This window comes from Bordetella ansorpii, from assembly GCF_900078705.1.
In the GTDB taxonomy this organism is placed as follows: Bacteria; Pseudomonadota; Gammaproteobacteria; order Burkholderiales; family Burkholderiaceae_B; genus Bordetella; species Bordetella ansorpii_A.
Genome location: NZ_FKIF01000007.1, coordinates 392,359 through 407,310, shown reverse-complemented (window position 1 = coordinate 407,310; position 14,952 = coordinate 392,359). Strand labels below are relative to the sequence as shown.

Genomic DNA, 14,952 nt, shown 5'->3' with positions numbered 1-14,952 from the left:
CGAAAACGAAAGACGAGCGCTCCGGATGCCTTTCCGCCTTGCCTGCCTACCCCTGCTTCTGGCCAGCCTGTGCGGCATGGCTCGCGCCGATGCCCAGCCCGTCTCGTACCCCTTCGACCAGCGCAATGCGGTCATCGAGTTCTTTCCCCGGGTGGGCGGCCTGCTGCGGCCCACGGGCGAATTCCAGCAGTTCCAGGGCAGCCTGTCGCTGGATGCCGCGAAGCTGGCGCAAAGCCAGGCCATCGTGCGCATGAGCGCGAGTCTGATCCGCGTGGGCATGCCGGGCGGCGCCAGCAAGCTGCGCTCGGCCGATTATTTCGATGCCGCCCGTTATCCCGAGATCGATTACCGCAGCACGGGCCTGACGGCGGGCGACGATGGCAAGTGGACCATGACGGGCCTGTTGACCATTCGCGGCGTGACGCGTCCGCAGACCCTGGACGTCTCGCTGGTGCCGGGCGGCAAGGGCCGCGGCCCTGCGGCCTTCGAGGCGACGGGCAAGATCCGCCGCAGCGATTTCGGCATGGTGGCCGACCATCGGCTGGTGGCCGACGAAATCGGACTGACCATCAAGGTGGCGCTGGATCGAAGCGCCGTGGCCGGCCTGCGGCCGCCCGAACCCGAGCCCCATATCGAACCCTGAACGCCGGATCCTGACGGATTCCAGGCACGGTTCGTCCGCGCGGCGCTGCGCCGCGCGAATACCCCTGCATGCAAAATGGGCTATTGCGCGGTGTGAATGCGGCGGGCGTATCGTTGCGCCCGAGGGGGCGGCCGATCCCGCGCCCTCGTTCAAGTCCCGCACATCCGCGGGCCGCAAGGCTCTGCAACGACATCAACCTACACGAGACACGAGCGCGCATCATCATGTGGATACTGCTTCTATTACCCTTCCTGGGCTTGCTATGGGTGCCTTTCTATAACCAGGCGCTGCCCGATTTCATGGGCTTTCCCTTCTTCTACTGGTATCAGTTGCTGTGGGTGCCGATCACGGCGTTCCTGACCTGGATCGTCTACCGCCATTACCGCAAGCACGGGGAAGAATGATGGACAGCAGCCACCTGAACTGGGCCGCCCTGTCGGTCTTTATTTTTTTCTTCCTGCTGGTCACGGTGATGGGCTTCGCGGCGTCGCGCTGGCAGCGCGGCGAGAACCACGCCAATCTCGATGAATGGGGCCTGGGCGGCCGCCGTTTCGGCACCTGGATCACCTGGTTCCTGGTGGGCGGCGATTTCTATACCGCCTATACCGTCATCGCCGTGCCCGCCTTGGTCTATGCGGTGGGCGCCTATGGCTTCTTCGCGCTGCCTTACACCATCCTGGTGTATCCCATCGTGTTCGCCATCATGCCCAAATTGTGGAACGTGGCCCACAAGCAAGGCCACGTGACCGCGGGCGACGTGGTCTATGGCCGCTATGGATCGCGTCCGCTGGAGCTGGCCGTGGCCGTGACCGGCGTGCTGGCCACCATGCCCTACATCGCGCTGCAACTGGTGGGCATGGAGGTGGTGATCAAGGCCCTGGGCCTGACGGGCGAATTGCCGCTGGCCGCCGCCTTCATCATCCTGGCGCTGTACACCTACGCAGCCGGCCTGCGCGCGCCCGCGCTGATCGCTTTCGTGAAGGACCTGATGATCTACATCGTGGTGCTGGTGGCGGTGGTGCTGGTGCCCTTGAAGCTGGGCGGCTACGCGGCGGTATTCGATGCCGCCGGCAAGGCGTACGCGGCCAAGGGCAGCGGCGGCCTGACGCTGGCGCCCGCGCAGTTCCTGCCGTACGCCACGCTGGCGCTGGGCTCGGCGCTGGCGGCCTTCATGTACCCGCACACGCTGACCGGCATCTTCGCCGCCAGGAGCGCGGACACGATCCGCAAGAACGCGATCTTCCTGCCGGCCTACACGCTGCTGCTGGGCCTGATCGCGCTGCTGGGCTACATGGCCTACGCCGCCGGCATCAGGCCGGGCTCCAACAACGACGTGGTGCCGATGCTGTTCAACACGCTGTTCCCCAGCTGGTTCGCGGGCTTCGCCTTCTCGGCCATCGCCATCGGCGCGCTGGTGCCGGCGGCGGTGATGTCGATCGGCGCGGCCAACCTGTTCACCCGCAATTTCTGGAAGGCCTACGTCAATCCGAACGTCACGGCGCAAGGCGAGGGCAAGGTGGCCAAGCTGGTGTCGCTGGTGGTCAAGGTGGGCGCACTGGTGTTCATCCTGTTCATCCCCACGCAATATGCGCTGGACCTGCAACTGCTGGGCGGCGTGTGGATTCTGCAGACCTTCCCGGCGGTGGTCTTCGGCCTGTTCTCGCGCTGGTTCGGCGGCACCGCCTTGCTGATCGGCTGGGCCGTGGGCCTGGGCGGCGGCACGGCGCTGGTGTTCGCGGACGGTGTGAAGCCGGTGCATTCGGTGGTCGTCGGCGGCACGGCCTACACGATGTACACGGGGCTGTTGGCCCTGGCGGTGAACATCGTCGTGGCCGTGGTGGCGCAATTGCTGCTGGGATCGCGCTCGCGGGCCGTGGCGCAGCCCGGCGTCTGAGGCGGCGGGGCCGTCCGGCGGGCGGCCTGTTCCTTCCTGCGCATGAGACAGGGCCGGCCGCTTCGGGCCGGCTTTTTGGTTCGTGCGCCCAGCATGGGCGCACTGCGGCGGCTGTGCGATGCAGGAGTGCGCAATTACCTGGGAGATCCCGCCTTGCGCCTCACCACGGCACGGTGCGTCCCATACGGTCCAGGTACTCCAAGCCGGGCTTCCCGCGTTTTGAGAGCAACACGCTCACGATGTCGGGGATGGTTTCCTCCAAGCCAGACGGCGCTTCAGGGCCGCCCAGCGCAGTACGAATCCAACCGGGGGCCAGTAACAACAATGCGCGTTGTTCCCCCGCGTGCCGGGCGGCGTAGCTGCGCATGTATTGGTTCAAGGCCGACTTGCTGCCGCGATAGACCTCATGCCCGCCTTTCTCGTTGCTGGCGATGCTGCCTTGTCCAGACGACATGATTCCGATCAGGCCATCGGCAGGCACCAGGTCTTGCAACGCCTCGATGACGCGCATCGGTGCGAGCGCGTTCGTCACCATGACGCGCACGAACTCCTCCGTGGTTACGTCAGCGATGGTTTCGTGTTGATTGGTATTCGCGGTTCCTGCGTTCACGAACAGGATGTCGAAGCGGCGGCCGGAAAGGCGATCACGCAGCGCGGCAATCTGCACCTGTTCAGTGACATCGAGTGGTTCGATCTCGACGCGGTCTTGGTGAGCATCGGCCAGATCATGCAATTCGGTTCTGGCATTTCCGCGCACGGTTCCGACGACGTTCCATCCCCTTTTCAGAAACTCCGCCGACATGGCGAACCCAAGGCCACGCGAAGCACCTATGAGCAAAATGCTCGGACCAGTCTCATGGCTTGATGAATGCGTCATGGCTGCAACCCTCTCATCTGATTGGACAGGCATCGATTCTGGAGGCTGCTCCTGATTTGCGCCAGACGCACACGATGCAATAATCGATTGCGCCGTATGCACACGACATTCAGAACGGACTGCTGATGCAAAACGTGGACTTGAACCTTCTTACATCGCTGGACATGCTGCTCACTGAGCGCAGCGTGACAAGGGCGGCACGTCGCCTGGGCTTGAGTCCGTCCGCGATGAGCAGAACGCTCGCCAGGCTGCGGGTAGCCACCGGGGATCAACTACTCGTACAGGCTGGCAGGACGCTTGTTCCGACCCCCTATGCCGAGCGGCTCGGTGAGCATGTGCATGAACTTGCGCGCAATGCCAGAGCTGTGCTGCAACCCATCAAGAACACCTTGGACCTGGCGACCTTGGCGCGGACGTTCACGATCCGGGCCAACGACGGGTTTGTCGATCTGGCCGGTCCCGCGTTGATGGCGCTCATCGCTCGGGCCGCTCCTCATGTTCGTATCCGCTTCATCCCCAAGTCCGACAAGGATGCGCAGCCACTGCGCGAAGGCATGGTCGACTTGGAGGTTGGAGTGATCGGAACCAAGGCGCCGGAGTTGAAGACACGGCTTCTTTTTCAGGACCGATTCGTCGGTATTTGTCGAACCGGCCATCCTCTTTTGAATAAGCCCGGCGTGACGGCCAGACGCTATGCCAGCTACCCGCATGTGATCGCAGCACGCAAGCATCAATTCACTGGCCCGGTAGATGACGCCTTGGAGCAGTCGGGTCTGCGCAGAACCGTTGTCATGGTTGTGCCAAGCTACGCCAACGCAATGCAGATCGTCCGCCACTCAGACCTTATCGGGCTTGTCCCATGTTCGTGCCTGGGCATCGGGTCGGTGAGCGACGCTGCCATGAGTGCGGGCCTTCGGCACTTCGAGCTGCCGGTGCGGACTCCTCCAATAAAGGTATCCGCCATTTGGCATCCACGCCTTCATGCAGACCCCGCCCATCGCTGGCTGCGCGATACCATCCTGGCTGTCTGCAAGGGCGCGCGGCTGGGCAACTGATTGATGGCTCACGCTGCCGCCCGATTTTCCAAGGCACACCGTCCGCGCCTGGTTGGTCGGATGTCAGCCGCAAGACGGACGTTGACGCTTGCAACCACAACGCTGCGATGTTGCCCTTGGCACATGAAGCCCCAAGGAATGTAAGAGCGGGGCGGTGCCGCGCGTGACGCCGCCGGCGGGGCTCATTCGTTCAGGTTCGGGTATGGATAGCTGACGATGGGCTGATAAAGAAGGCTGATTCGCGTTTTTTATCGAACGAATTGAGCAAATCGAATTGACGCGCCCGTTTGTGCGGGCGCAACATGGGACATGCCCTGCCGCCTTTCTCGGGTGCCCCTGGGATTGGCGGCCAGGCATTTTCGTTTTGCCGCCGGTCTTTCCCTGGCGAGACATCCGCCTCGGAACGGCATGCTTTTTTCCGCCGATTCGCCCGTCGGGCGATCAGGCGGACTTGCCGGGGCCGCGCGTGCTTGTTCATGTCCGTAGAAAGCAGGAGCCCATACGATGGAAAAGACGAACTTCCTGGATGCGCTGGTCACCGCCGAACTGTCGCTGTTCGGCATCGCCGACCGTGACGCCGAAAGCAGCCCCGTGGCCCCGGCCACGCCCGCGCAGGCGTCCTCCACCGCGCCGGACTTCACCGTCGCCGACTACCGCAGCGCGGCGGGTTGACCGTCCTCGCGGCCTGCCGCCCCGCAGCGATGCGCCGGCGTCAGGCCGCCAGCAGGCCGCGCCTCTCGATGAAGCGCACGATGTCGGGCAGGCCGGCCTGCGACTTCATGTCGCTCATCACGTAGGGCCGTTCGCCGCGCATGCGGCGCGTGTCTTCCTCCATGATCGGCAGCGAGGCGCCCACCAGCGGCGCCAGATCGGTCTTGTTGATGACCAGCAGGTCCGACTTGGTGATGCCCGGACCGCCCTTGCGCGGGATCTTCTCGCCGCCCGCCACGTCGATCACATAGAGCGTCAGGTCCGACAGCTCGGGGCTGAACGTGGCCGCCAGGTTGTCGCCGCCCGATTCGATGAACACGATGTCGGCATCGGGAAAGCGCTGCAGCATGCGGTCGACCGCGTCCAGGTTGATGGAGGCGTCCTCGCGGATGGCCGTGTGCGGGCAGCCGCCGGTCTCCACGCCCATGATGCGCTCGGGCGGCAGCGCGCCGGCCACGGTCAGCAGGCGCTGGTCTTCCTTGGTGTAGATGTCGTTGGTGATGACGACCAGGTCGTACTGGTCGCGCATTGCCTTGCACAGCATTTCCAGCAGGGTGGTCTTGCCCGAGCCGACGGGGCCGCCGATGCCCACGCGCAGCGGCGGGTTCTTCTTGGTGCGTGCTTGCATGGTGTGTCCTTGAGGTGAGCGCGCGCGCCCGCGCGGCTAGGAGCGGAACAGGCGCGAATACTGGGTTTCGTGGCGCGCCGAGAGAATGCCCAGCAGCGGCGCGAAGGTGGAGATGCCGTCGTCGGCGCAGGCTTGCGCGCGCTGCACGGCCTCGGCCAGCGCGCGGCGCAGGCCATGCAGGATGCGCTGGCCGGCCACCTGGCCCAACGGCACCGCCTTCAGGGCGGCGGCCACCTGGTTCTCGAGCCAGCCGTACAGCCAGGCCGCGGTGGCGCGTGGCGGGGAGATGTTCAACGCCATGGCGGCGTAGGCATACGCGGTGTGCAGCGCGACGGGCTGCAGCGTGGCCAGCAGGGCGCGCGAATCCGGCGTGCCCCATTCCAGCTCGCGGGCCAGCCGGGCCAGCGAATTGCCCATCTGCTCGGTCTCCAGGCGCAGTTCGGCGGATTCGCGCAGGGCCAGGATGGTGTCGTTGGCCTGCGCCAGCGTCCGCGCGTCGCTGGCGCGCCAGGCCTCGCACAAGCGCAGCAGCAGCACGGCGTCGCCGCCGGCCAGGATGTCCAGCCCGGATGCGATCCAGTGATGCGCGCTGGGCGCGTCGTGGACGATGCCCGCCTCGATGGCCGATTCCAGGCCCTGCGAATAGCTGAAGGCGCCGATGGGCAGCGCCGGCGAGGCCAGTTGCAGGAGACCGGCCAGTTCAAGCAGCGAGGCGGCGTCGTCCGGGGGCAGGGTCATTTGCGGCGGTGGTCGTGCTTGTGATCATGGTCATGGTTGTGATCGTGATCGTGATCGTGCTTGTGGCCGTGGGAATGACCATGGTCGTGATCGTGCTTGTGACCATGGTCGTGATCGTGCTTGTGACCATGGTCGTGTCCGCCGCCCGGACCATGCATAGGCTTTTCCTGGCCATGCTTGTGATCATGGCCATGATCGTGCCCACACCCCGGCCCATGCACGTGCCCTTCATGCCCATGATCGTGTCCGTGGTCATGCCCATGCCGGTGCGCATACGCCTGCCGCGCCAGCGCATGGTCCTCGGCGTACGTCTCATCGTGCCCGTGCTTGTGCCCGCCGCCGTACGCGCCGGATTCCGGGTCGAACGCGCCCTGCGCTTCTTCGACCCGCACGCCCAGGCGCAGCAGCATGTCGCGCAGCACGGGGTCGTATTCCAGCTGCAGGGCGTCCGCCCGCACCTGCACCGGCGTGTGCCGGTTGCCCAGGTGGTAGGCCGCGCGCAGCAGCAGCAGGGGATCGGGACTGGTGACGCGCAGCACCGGCTGCTGCGCCGCGGCCACACGCACCAGCGTGCCGTCGGTGGCGATCAGGATGGCGCCGTCGCGCAGGATGGTGCCGCGCGGCAGGAACAGCGCGGCTTCGCGGCCGTCGTCCAGCGTGACGGCCAGGCGGCTGCGGCAGCGGTCTTCGTAGGCCAGCGTCAGGGGCGCGGCGCGGCGGCGCAGCGGCGCCGCGATGCTGGATTCGTCACCAAGGACTTTTTCGATACGGATCATTTTCTAGAACAGGAAATAGCGCTGCGCCATGGGCAGCACCCGCGCCGGCTCGCACATCAGCAACTGGCCGTCGGCGACGACGCGGTAGGTTTCGGGATCGACTTCGATACGCGGTTGCCAGTCATTGAGGATCATATCTGCCTTGCCGACCTTGCGTATGCCGTGCACGGGAACCACCCGGCGCGCCAGGCGGTAGCGCGAGGCCACGTCCGCCTCGAAGGCCGCCTGGGAGACGAAGGTGATCGAGTTGCGCGCCAGGGCGCCGGCCCGCGCGCCGAACATCTCGCGGTAATGCACGGGCTGCGGCGTGGGGATCGAGGCGTTGGGGTCGCCCATCAGCGCCGTGACGATCTGCCCGCCCTTCAGGACCATCTCGGGCTTCACGCCGAAGAAGGCCGGGTCCCACAGCACCAGATCGGCCCACTTGCCGGGTTCGACGGAGCCCACTTCATGGGCGATGCCGTGCGCCAGCGCGGGGTTGATCGTGTACTTGGCGATGTAGCGGCGCGCGCGCAGGTTGTCGGCCAGGCCGTCGCCGGGCAGGGCGCCGCGCTGCACCTTCATCTTGTGCGCGGTCTGCCAGGTTCGCAGGATGGTCTCGCCGATGCGGCCCATGGCCTGCGAGTCGCTGGAGATCATCGACAGCGCGCCCAGGTCGTGCAGGATGTCCTCGGCCGCGATGGTCTCGCGCCGGATGCGCGACTCGGCGAAGGCCACGTCTTCCGCGATGGACGAGTCCAGGTGATGGCACACCATCAGCATGTCCAGGTGCTCGTCCACCGTGTTCACGGTGTAGGGCCGCGTGGGGTTGGTGGACGAGGGCAGCACGTTGGGGTGGCCCGCCACCTTCAGGATGTCGGGGGCGTGGCCGCCGCCCGCGCCCTCGGTGTGGTACGTGTGGATGGTGCGCCCGGCGATGGCCGCGATGGTGGCCTCGACGAAGCCGCCTTCATTCAGCGTGTCGGTGTGGATGGCGACCTGGGTGTCGGTGCGCTCGGCCACGTCCAGGCAGCAGTCGATGGCGGCGGGCGTCGAGCCCCAGTCTTCGTGCAGCTTCAGGCCGATCACGCCGGCGCGCACCTGTTCCATCAGCGGCTCGGGCTGGCTGGTGTTGCCCTTGCCCAAGAGGCCGATGTTGATGGGCCAGCCATCGACCGCGGCCAGCATCTGCTCGATGTGCCAGGGGCCGGGCGTGACGGTGGTGGCGTTGGTGCCTGTGGCCGGGCCCGTGCCGCCGCCGATCAGGGTGGTGATGCCGCTGGTCAGGGCCTCGTCGATCAGCTGCGGGCAGATGAAGTGCACGTGCGCGTCGATGCCGCCGGCCGTGACGATCTTGCCTTCGCCCGCGATGATCTCGGTGGCCGCGCCGATGATGATGTCCACGCCCGGCTGGATGTCGGGGTTGCCCGCCTTGCCGATGCGCCAGATGCGGCCGTCCTTCAGGCCGATGTCGGCCTTGACGATGCCCCAGTGGTCCAGGATCAGCGCATTGGTGATGACGGTGTCGGCCACCTCGGCCGCCACGCGCTGCGACTGGCCCATGCCGTCGCGGATGACCTTGCCGCCGCCGAACTTCACTTCCTCGCCGTAGAGGGTGAAGTCGCGTTCGACCGCGATCAGCAGCTCGGTGTCGGCCAGGCGCACGCGGTCGCCGGTGGTGGGGCCGAACATTTCCGCGTAGGCGCGGCGCCCGATTCGTTTGCTCATGGCTGGGCACTCCCGGCGCCTGGCGCCATGGGGATCCTTGGTGTCGTGGACGGGGCGCGCTTCATAGCTTGCCCATGACCTTGGCGGCGAAGCCGTAGACGGCGCGTTCGCCGGCCAGCTCCACCAGTTCGACGGTGCGGGACTGGCCCGGCTCGAAGCGCACGGCCGTGCCCGACGTGATGTTCAGCCGCCAGCCGCGCGCGGCCTCGCGGTCGAACTGCAGGGCTTCGTTGACTTCGTGGAAGTGGTAGTGCGAGCCGACCTGCACCGGGCGGTCGCCGCTGTTGGCCACCGTCAGGGTACGCGTGGCGCGGCCCACGTTGATCTCGATCTCGCCGTCCAGCGGCAGCAGTTCTCCGGGAATCATGGCGGATCTCCTCAACCGGCCAGCAGGGCGATGCCGTACAGGGCGACGCCGCTGCCCAGCAGGCGGGCTGGCCAGGCGCGCGGCATCGCCACGCCGGACGGGGACGCGCCCGGGGAGGCCGCCTGCGCGTGGCGTTCGAAGCGGCGCAGCGCCAGGCCGCCCGCGATGCCCAGGCAGTGCAGCAGCACCGTGGCGATCATGAAGCCGCCGACGTAGGCCGCGGCCACCGCGCCCGGCGGCAGCTCCGCGCCGTGCGCCACGCCATGAAACAGCGCGAAGCCGCCGGCCAGCGCGGCGCCCACGCCTTCCGGCAAGCGGGCGTGCGTGGCGGTCAACAGGCCCAGCGCCAGCAGCGATACGGCGATCATCGGTTCGACGGCAGGCAATTGCACGCCGGACAGGCCCAGCAGGGCGCCGGCCAGCAGCACCAGCGCGAAGCTCAGCGGGACCAGCCAGATGCGGCGCGTGGTCATGGCGCTCCAGACGCCCAGCACCACCATGGCGCAGATGTGGTCCAGGCCGGTCAGCGGGTGCATCAGGCCCGCGGCCAGGCTTGCGCCCAGGCCATCGGAAACGGCGTGTTCGTGGCCCGGGTGCGCCAGGACGACGGCGGGCGCGGCCAGCAGCAGCGGCAGGGCGAGGCGGGCGAGTACGGAAGAGCGCATGCGGATTCCTTGGTCGATGGGACGGGGTCAGGCGATGGGATGGTGGACGGTGACCAGCTTGGTGCCGTCGGGGAAAGTGGCTTCGATCTGCACGTCGGGAATCATCTCGGGTACACCTTCCATGACGTCGTCGCGCGTCAGCAGCGTGGCGCCGTAGTCCATCAGCTCGGCCACGGTGCGGCCGTCGCGCGCGCCTTCCATGAGGGCGGCGCTGATGAAGGCCACGGCCTCGGGATGGTTCAGCTTCAGGCCGCGCGCGCGGCGCCGCTCGGCCAGCAGCGCGGCGGTGAAGATCAAGAGTTTGTCTTTCTCGCGTGGGGTCAGTTTCATGTTGGGCGCCTAGGTGGACCAGATGCGCAGCGGCTGGGCCGCCACGCCATGTACGAGGGGCCGCAGCCGCAGCCACAGCGTGATGAACAGGTGGCGGATGGCCTCGGGATGGCGAGCGGCGGCGCGCACCAGCAGCAATCCGCCGGGCAGGGCCGTCGCGCCCGCGCGCAGCGGGCCGTCGAACGGCAGGTCGGCGGCCAGCGCCTGGGCCAGTTCGGGCGTGCAGGCGGGACCCGCGGCCCACAGCGTGCCGTAGGCGGGCAGGCCGTCCAGGCCCTGTGGCGCGCGCAGCAGCGGATCGCCGCTGCGCAGCACCTGCCGTTCTTCCCAAAGGGGGCGGCCATCGGGGCCGATGATCCGCGTGGCGGCGCGCAGGCCGGCGCGCAGCCAGTCCTCGCCGCTGGCGCGCCGGCCCAGCAGGCAGGCGTCCCAGCCCAGCGCGGTGGCGCCGGCGGCCAGCCGCACGCCGAATCGCTGCTGTGCGTGGCTGTCGTCGAAGTAGATGTTGTCCTGCGGCAGCCAGTCGATCCGCGCGGATTCGTGCAAGGCCAGATCGATGCGCTGGCTGGCGGGACGAGCCGGTCCGGCCTTGTACCACTTGGTGGCGCCGGGCGTGGTCAGCACCGCGTGGGCGCCGGGGTCCAGGTGGATGTCGAGTTCCAGGCGGTCGCCCGCCGCCAGGCCGCCGGGCGGATGCAGGATGAGGGCATGGCAGATGGCCCGGCCTTCGGGATACAGCGCCTTCTGCACCGTGAGAGGGCCGATATGCCTGCGATGCACCAGTACGGTGCGATCCTTGCGCCAGGCGAAGTCCAGCCGCAGTCGTGCGTGCCATGAATCGTGCGCGGCGCCCCCGCCGGGTGCAAGGCCGGCGTGCGATGACGGCGAGGTCGTGTCCTGGGGGCGATACATGGGCGGGTTCGGCGGAATCGGGCTGAATATGGCATACGCGCCGCCGGCCCGCGCATGGCCTGCCGACGGGCCGACAGCAAAGTATCGGGCAATCCTTTGAAGCAATAAACGTGCCGTATCAGTCCGAAGCGAACCATGCGCCTCGCGCCATGCGTCGCGCCCGTCGCCGCCCGTCGCCGCCCGTCGCGTCCCCGCCCGGACATGGGGCGCCGCGCGCAGCCCGATGGCACGCAACGGTATGGCAGGGCTCATTCCCGCGGCGGCATGTAGCTGGCCGGGTCCGCGGACAAGCCTGCCTTGACCATGCGCGTCAGGTCATCGGCCATGACCTCGCTCGCGCCGGCCTCCAGCGCATCGAGCGCGGCCGCGACCACGGCGTCGGCGGACTGCTTGGGCACGTCCAGCCCCCGGGTCAGGTCGGTGTCGACGAAGCCCATGTGCAGGCCCAGCACCTGGGTGCCCTGATCCTGCAATTCGTGGCGCAGCCCGTTGGTCAGCGCCCAGGCCGCCGACTTCGTCGCCCCGTAGCCCGCCAACTGGGGCCGGTTGATCCACGACGCCACCGACAGCACATTGAGCAGGGCGCCGCCGCCATTGGCCGCCAGCACCGGCGCGAACGCCTGGCTGACCCGCAGCATGCCGAAGAAGTTGGTCTCCATCTGGTCACGGATATCGTCCATGGAGGCGGCCGAGAGGAAAGCGCCTTCCCGGGCAATGCCGGCATTGTTGATGACCAGCGTGACATCGCCGCATTGCGCCGCGAGGGCGGCGGCGTCATCGGCTTGCGTGACGTCGAGCCGCACCGGCGTCACGCCCGCCTGCGCGACGCTGGCGGGGTTGCGCGCCGCCGCGTAGACCTTTCTTGCGCCCCGCGCAAGCAGCGCTTGCGTGAAGGCGGCGCCGATGCCGCGATTGGCGCCGGTGACGAGAACGACGGCATCCTGGATTTTCATGAGGAACTCCCTGCTATTAATATGATGGCCATCATATTCATGGCCGAAAAAATGCGCGGCGCCCTTGGGGGCTGCCACGCGCCTGGGGCGTCAGGCGTTGCCTGGGCCCGGATCGTATTGATTGAGCAGCGTGGTGCGGGCCGCCGCCAGGACGGCCCGCGCTTGCGGGCCATCGCCGAGTGTGCGAGCCAGTTGCAAGGCGCCGACGAGCATGCTGGCGACCGCCGGTGCGGCCTGGCGATGGATGGGGGGCAAGGCATCGCGCACGCCCGCGATGAGATGGGACACCAGTGCGCGCGCCGCCGCCTGCAGCGCCCCGGGCGCCGTGTCATCCGCCGGATGCGCGCAGCGCGCCAGGTCCGACGCCAGGGCGGATACCGGGCACGCCGTCTCGAAGGCAGCAAGGTTCGCGTCGGCCAGATAGGCTTGCACCAGCGCCCGGAACGCGCTGGCGCCGCGTTGCCGCTGCAGGGCGATGCGTTGCGCCAGCACGTCCGCCATATCGCGCCGGGAGCGCTCCAGCGCTTCGGCCAGCATCGCCTCGCGCGAGGCGAAGTGCGCGTAGAAGCCGCCGTGCGTCAGGCCCGCTTCCGTCATGACCTCGGCCACGCCCACCTTGTCCAGGCCGCGCCGCCGCAGGGTGCGTGACGCGGCGGCCAGGATGCGGTCGCGGGTCGCCTGTTTCTTGTCAGGGGTGTGCGAAAGGGAAGGGGCCATGACCGGCTTCAGGATTTAATATGATGCTCATCATATATTTATCCCGATGCCTTGGCAACCATCAGGCGGCGATCGCCTGCGCCCGGGGGGTGCCCGATCCCCCTGGATACTGCGTGGCGAATGCCAGCCGTCCTTCCGACCAGGTATGGCTGACCAAGGGCATGCCCGCCACCTGCGTCACGGCGATCAGATCGGCGCGCAGGCCCTGGGCGATGCGGCCCCGATCGTTCAAGCCGCACGCCTGCGCGGGATTCGACGTCACCAGCGCCACCGCCTGCGGCCAGGGCAAGCCCGCCTGGGCGACCGCCAGGTACACCGCCCCGATCAGCGTGGACGGCTGGTAATCCGAGCACAGGCAGGTGGCCACCCCGGCGCGGATGGCGTCGATCGCCCGCATCGACCCGCTCTGGCTGCCGCCCCGCAGCATGTTCGGCGCGCCCATGATGGTCGCCAGTCCACACGACACCGCCGCCTTGGCCGTGTCCAGCGTGATGGGAAACTCGCTGATCGTCATGCCCAGGTTGCGCATCGTCGCGATGCGGTGCACCGAGTCGTCGTCATGGCTGGCCGTCGGCACCCCGGCGCGCTGCGCGTGCGCCACCAGTTGTTCCACCCGCGCGCCGGCGCCCGTGGCCGCGCGCCGCTTGGCCTCGGCGGCCGCCTCGGCCTGCACGCGGTCCATGCCGTGGTTGCCCATCATGTACTGCAGATAGGCTTCCATGGTCTTGAACTGGCCCTGGCCGGGCGAATGGTCCATCACCGACAGCAGGTCCACCGAGCCTTCATCGATCAGCGCCGCCAGCACCTCCATGGCCTGCGGATCGGTGATCTCGTAGCGGCAGTGCACCCGGTTGTCGACCAGGCCTTGTCCGCGGAAGGCACGGATCGCGCGCGCCAGCTGGGCGGCCGCCAGGTTGTTGCGCACGCCCCATTCATTGTTGGCGAACGACAGCGCGTGATAGGGCGTGGTGATGCCGGCGGCCGCATTGCGGCGGTCTACCTGCGCCACCGCGAAGTCCATCGGGAACTGCACCCGCGAGCGCGGCTCGGCTTCCTTCTCGATGGCATCGCAGTGCAGGTCGATCAGGCCGGGCATCAGCGTCTGGCCGTCGAGGTCGACGTTCCGGGCGCCGGGTGGCGCGCCATCCGGCTCGATCGCCGCGATGCGGCCGTCTTCGATCAGCAGGGCGCCGCGCTCGATCACGCGGTCGGGCAGGATGATGCGGGCGTGGGTCAGGTAGGTGGCGGACATGGGCCTCATTCCATCAGGGCCGCGGGCGCGGCGGCTTGCAGGGGCAGCAGGCGCGTGGCGACCGCGTCGCGTACCGCCTCGTCGTGGAAGATGCCGACCAGGCAGCGCCCGGCCGACAGGGCCTCCTGGATCAGTTCGACCACCACGGCGCGGTTGCCGGCGTCCAGCGAGGCCGTGGGCTCGTCCAGCAACAGGACAGGATGCGCGCCGATGAAGCCGCGCGCGATGTTGACGCGCTGCTGCTCGCCTCCCGAGAAGGTGGCGGGCGCCAGCGACCACAGCCGCTCGGGCACGTTCAGGCGCGCCAGCAGGTGCGCGGCGCGTTCGCGGGCCGCACCGGCCGGCGTGCCGCGCTGGCGCAGCGGTTCGGCCACCACGTCCAGCGTCGTCACGCGGGGAATCACGCGCAGGAACTGGCTGACATAGGCCACCGTGTCGCGCCGCAGCGCCAGGATGTCCTGTTCGCTGGCGCCTGTCAGGGGGGTCCACTGGCCAGCGCCGCCGCGCAGGCGGATGCTGCCCGCCGTGGCCAGGTAATTGCCGTACAGGCAGCGCAGCAGCGTGCTCTTGCCCGCGCCCGAAGGGCCGGACAGCACCAGGCAGTCGCCACCCGCGGCATCGAAGCTGATCTCGTCGAGCACCGGCAGGCGGATGCCGCCCTGGTTGTGCAGGGTGAACAGCTTGCGCAGGCCGCGCACTTCGATCATGGGGTCTCGGGTCGTCATGC

Annotated in this window: 18 protein-coding genes; 5 read left to right on the top strand and 13 right to left on the bottom strand. The window is 68.1% G+C overall.

Translation table 11 applies throughout. The features are described 5' to 3' along the window. The first annotated feature begins 25 nt into the window (after positions 1 to 25). The 3 genes from A6745_RS17580 (at position 26) to mctP (ending at position 2,537) form a co-directional block, all read left to right on the top strand. Positions 26 to 643 carry a YceI family protein gene (locus A6745_RS17580; protein WP_066129959.1) on the top strand — a complete coding sequence of 206 codons (618 nt, stop codon included), beginning with the start codon at positions 26 to 28 and terminating at the stop codon, positions 641 to 643. Positions 644 to 867: 224 nt separating this feature from the next. After that, on the top strand, positions 868 to 1,047 hold the full coding sequence (locus A6745_RS17575) for a DUF3311 domain-containing protein (RefSeq protein ID WP_066129957.1): 180 nt from the start codon (positions 868 to 870) through the stop codon (positions 1,045 to 1,047). Continuing rightward, positions 1,047 to 2,537 (top strand): monocarboxylate uptake permease MctP, encoded by a 1,491-nt coding sequence (gene mctP, locus A6745_RS17570; protein ID WP_066131333.1) that lies wholly within the window; start codon positions 1,047 to 1,049, stop codon positions 2,535 to 2,537. The genes A6745_RS17575 and mctP overlap by 1 nt, the downstream gene beginning before the upstream one ends. A 160-nt stretch (positions 2,538 to 2,697) precedes the next feature. On the opposite strand, the gene A6745_RS17565 is transcribed toward mctP, so the two are convergent. Then, on the bottom strand, positions 2,698 to 3,414 hold the full coding sequence (locus A6745_RS17565; RefSeq protein WP_066129955.1) for an SDR family oxidoreductase: 717 nt from the start codon (positions 3,412 to 3,414) through the stop codon (positions 2,698 to 2,700). 125 nt (positions 3,415 to 3,539) lie between these two features. Here A6745_RS17565 and A6745_RS17560 point away from each other — a divergent pair, with 125 nt between their 5' ends. Both A6745_RS17560 and A6745_RS29075 read left to right on the top strand, forming a co-directional pair. Further along, positions 3,540 to 4,469 (top strand): LysR family transcriptional regulator, encoded by a 930-nt coding sequence (locus A6745_RS17560; protein WP_066129953.1) that lies wholly within the window; start codon positions 3,540 to 3,542, stop codon positions 4,467 to 4,469. A 504-nt stretch (positions 4,470 to 4,973) separates the two neighbouring features. Next, entirely contained in the window at positions 4,974 to 5,141 is a 168-nt protein-coding gene (locus A6745_RS29075) for a hypothetical protein (protein ID WP_197488179.1), read from the top strand. A 40-nt stretch (positions 5,142 to 5,181) separates the two neighbouring features. On the opposite strand, the gene ureG is transcribed toward A6745_RS29075, so the two are convergent. The 12 genes from ureG to phnL form a co-directional block, all read right to left on the bottom strand. Further along, positions 5,182 to 5,808, bottom strand: coding sequence for an urease accessory protein UreG (ureG, locus tag A6745_RS17555; protein WP_066129951.1), 627 nt, complete (start codon positions 5,806 to 5,808; stop codon positions 5,182 to 5,184). Between the two features lie 36 nt (positions 5,809 to 5,844). Then, positions 5,845 to 6,546, bottom strand: coding sequence for an urease accessory protein UreF (locus A6745_RS17550; RefSeq protein WP_066129948.1), 702 nt, complete (start codon positions 6,544 to 6,546; stop codon positions 5,845 to 5,847). Further along, positions 6,543 to 7,322 carry an urease accessory protein UreE gene (gene ureE / locus A6745_RS17545; RefSeq protein WP_066129947.1) on the bottom strand — a complete coding sequence of 260 codons (780 nt, stop codon included), beginning with the start codon at positions 7,320 to 7,322 and terminating at the stop codon, positions 6,543 to 6,545. Before ureE ends, A6745_RS17550 begins: the two co-directional genes overlap by 4 nt. 3 nt (positions 7,323 to 7,325) lie before the next feature. Further along, positions 7,326 to 9,029, bottom strand: a complete 1,704-nt coding sequence (gene ureC / locus A6745_RS17540) for an urease subunit alpha (protein WP_066129946.1) — start codon at positions 9,027 to 9,029, stop codon at positions 7,326 to 7,328. A gap of 61 nt (positions 9,030 to 9,090) precedes the next feature. After that, positions 9,091 to 9,396, bottom strand: a complete 306-nt coding sequence (locus A6745_RS17535) for an urease subunit beta (RefSeq protein WP_066129943.1) — start codon at positions 9,394 to 9,396, stop codon at positions 9,091 to 9,093. An 11-nt stretch (positions 9,397 to 9,407) separates the two neighbouring features. Beyond that, a complete protein-coding gene (locus A6745_RS17530) occupies positions 9,408 to 10,061 on the bottom strand; it encodes a HupE/UreJ family protein (RefSeq protein ID WP_066129941.1) in 654 nt (217 codons plus the stop codon). 27 nt (positions 10,062 to 10,088) lie between these two features. Continuing rightward, entirely contained in the window at positions 10,089 to 10,391 is a 303-nt protein-coding gene (gene ureA / locus A6745_RS17525) for an urease subunit gamma (protein WP_066129939.1), read from the bottom strand. A 9-nt stretch (positions 10,392 to 10,400) separates the two neighbouring features. After that, on the bottom strand, positions 10,401 to 11,303 hold the full coding sequence (locus A6745_RS17520) for an urease accessory protein UreD (protein ID WP_066129937.1): 903 nt from the start codon (positions 11,301 to 11,303) through the stop codon (positions 10,401 to 10,403). A gap of 248 nt (positions 11,304 to 11,551) precedes the next feature. Beyond that, a complete protein-coding gene (locus A6745_RS17515; protein ID WP_066129935.1) occupies positions 11,552 to 12,256 on the bottom strand; it encodes an SDR family oxidoreductase in 705 nt (234 codons plus the stop codon). A gap of 90 nt (positions 12,257 to 12,346) precedes the next feature. Then, positions 12,347 to 12,973 carry a TetR/AcrR family transcriptional regulator gene (locus A6745_RS17510; RefSeq protein WP_066129933.1) on the bottom strand — a complete coding sequence of 209 codons (627 nt, stop codon included), beginning with the start codon at positions 12,971 to 12,973 and terminating at the stop codon, positions 12,347 to 12,349. Positions 12,974 to 13,034: 61 nt separating this feature from the next. After that, complete coding sequence (locus A6745_RS17505; RefSeq protein ID WP_066129931.1) at positions 13,035 to 14,225, bottom strand: alpha-D-ribose 1-methylphosphonate 5-triphosphate diphosphatase; 1,191 nt, start codon at positions 14,223 to 14,225, stop codon at positions 13,035 to 13,037. Between the two features lie 5 nt (positions 14,226 to 14,230). Next, positions 14,231 to 14,950: a phosphonate C-P lyase system protein PhnL gene (phnL, locus tag A6745_RS17500; RefSeq protein WP_066129929.1), complete on the bottom strand. Its 720-nt coding sequence runs from the start codon at positions 14,948 to 14,950 to the stop codon at positions 14,231 to 14,233. Positions 14,951 to 14,952 lie beyond the last annotated feature (2 nt).

Excerpts from the sequence above, each read along its gene's own strand:
- A6745_RS17580 (WP_066129959.1), top strand. The coding sequence starts at position 26 with ATGCCTTTCCGCCTTGCCTGCCTACCCCTGCTTCTGGCCAGCCTGTGC.
- A6745_RS17575 (WP_066129957.1), top strand. The coding sequence starts at position 868 with ATGTGGATACTGCTTCTATTACCCTTCCTGGGCTTGCTATGGGTGCCT.
- mctP (WP_066131333.1), top strand. The coding sequence starts at position 1,047 with ATGGACAGCAGCCACCTGAACTGGGCCGCCCTGTCGGTCTTTATTTTT.
- A6745_RS17565 (WP_066129955.1), bottom strand. The coding sequence starts at position 3,414 with ATGACGCATTCATCAAGCCATGAGACTGGTCCGAGCATTTTGCTCATA.
- A6745_RS17560 (WP_066129953.1), top strand. The coding sequence starts at position 3,540 with ATGCAAAACGTGGACTTGAACCTTCTTACATCGCTGGACATGCTGCTC.
- A6745_RS29075 (WP_197488179.1), top strand. The coding sequence starts at position 4,974 with ATGGAAAAGACGAACTTCCTGGATGCGCTGGTCACCGCCGAACTGTCG.
- ureG (WP_066129951.1), bottom strand. The coding sequence starts at position 5,808 with ATGCAAGCACGCACCAAGAAGAACCCGCCGCTGCGCGTGGGCATCGGC.
- A6745_RS17550 (WP_066129948.1), bottom strand. The coding sequence starts at position 6,546 with ATGACCCTGCCCCCGGACGACGCCGCCTCGCTGCTTGAACTGGCCGGT.
- ureE (WP_066129947.1), bottom strand. The coding sequence starts at position 7,322 with ATGATCCGTATCGAAAAAGTCCTTGGTGACGAATCCAGCATCGCGGCG.
- ureC (WP_066129946.1), bottom strand. The coding sequence starts at position 9,029 with ATGAGCAAACGAATCGGGCGCCGCGCCTACGCGGAAATGTTCGGCCCC.
- A6745_RS17535 (WP_066129943.1), bottom strand. The coding sequence starts at position 9,396 with ATGATTCCCGGAGAACTGCTGCCGCTGGACGGCGAGATCGAGATCAAC.
- A6745_RS17530 (WP_066129941.1), bottom strand. The coding sequence starts at position 10,061 with ATGCGCTCTTCCGTACTCGCCCGCCTCGCCCTGCCGCTGCTGCTGGCC.
- ureA (WP_066129939.1), bottom strand. The coding sequence starts at position 10,391 with ATGAAACTGACCCCACGCGAGAAAGACAAACTCTTGATCTTCACCGCC.
- A6745_RS17520 (WP_066129937.1), bottom strand. The coding sequence starts at position 11,303 with ATGTATCGCCCCCAGGACACGACCTCGCCGTCATCGCACGCCGGCCTT.
- A6745_RS17515 (WP_066129935.1), bottom strand. The coding sequence starts at position 12,256 with ATGAAAATCCAGGATGCCGTCGTTCTCGTCACCGGCGCCAATCGCGGC.
- A6745_RS17510 (WP_066129933.1), bottom strand. The coding sequence starts at position 12,973 with ATGGCCCCTTCCCTTTCGCACACCCCTGACAAGAAACAGGCGACCCGC.
- A6745_RS17505 (WP_066129931.1), bottom strand. The coding sequence starts at position 14,225 with ATGTCCGCCACCTACCTGACCCACGCCCGCATCATCCTGCCCGACCGC.
- phnL (WP_066129929.1), bottom strand. The coding sequence starts at position 14,950 with ATGACGACCCGAGACCCCATGATCGAAGTGCGCGGCCTGCGCAAGCTG.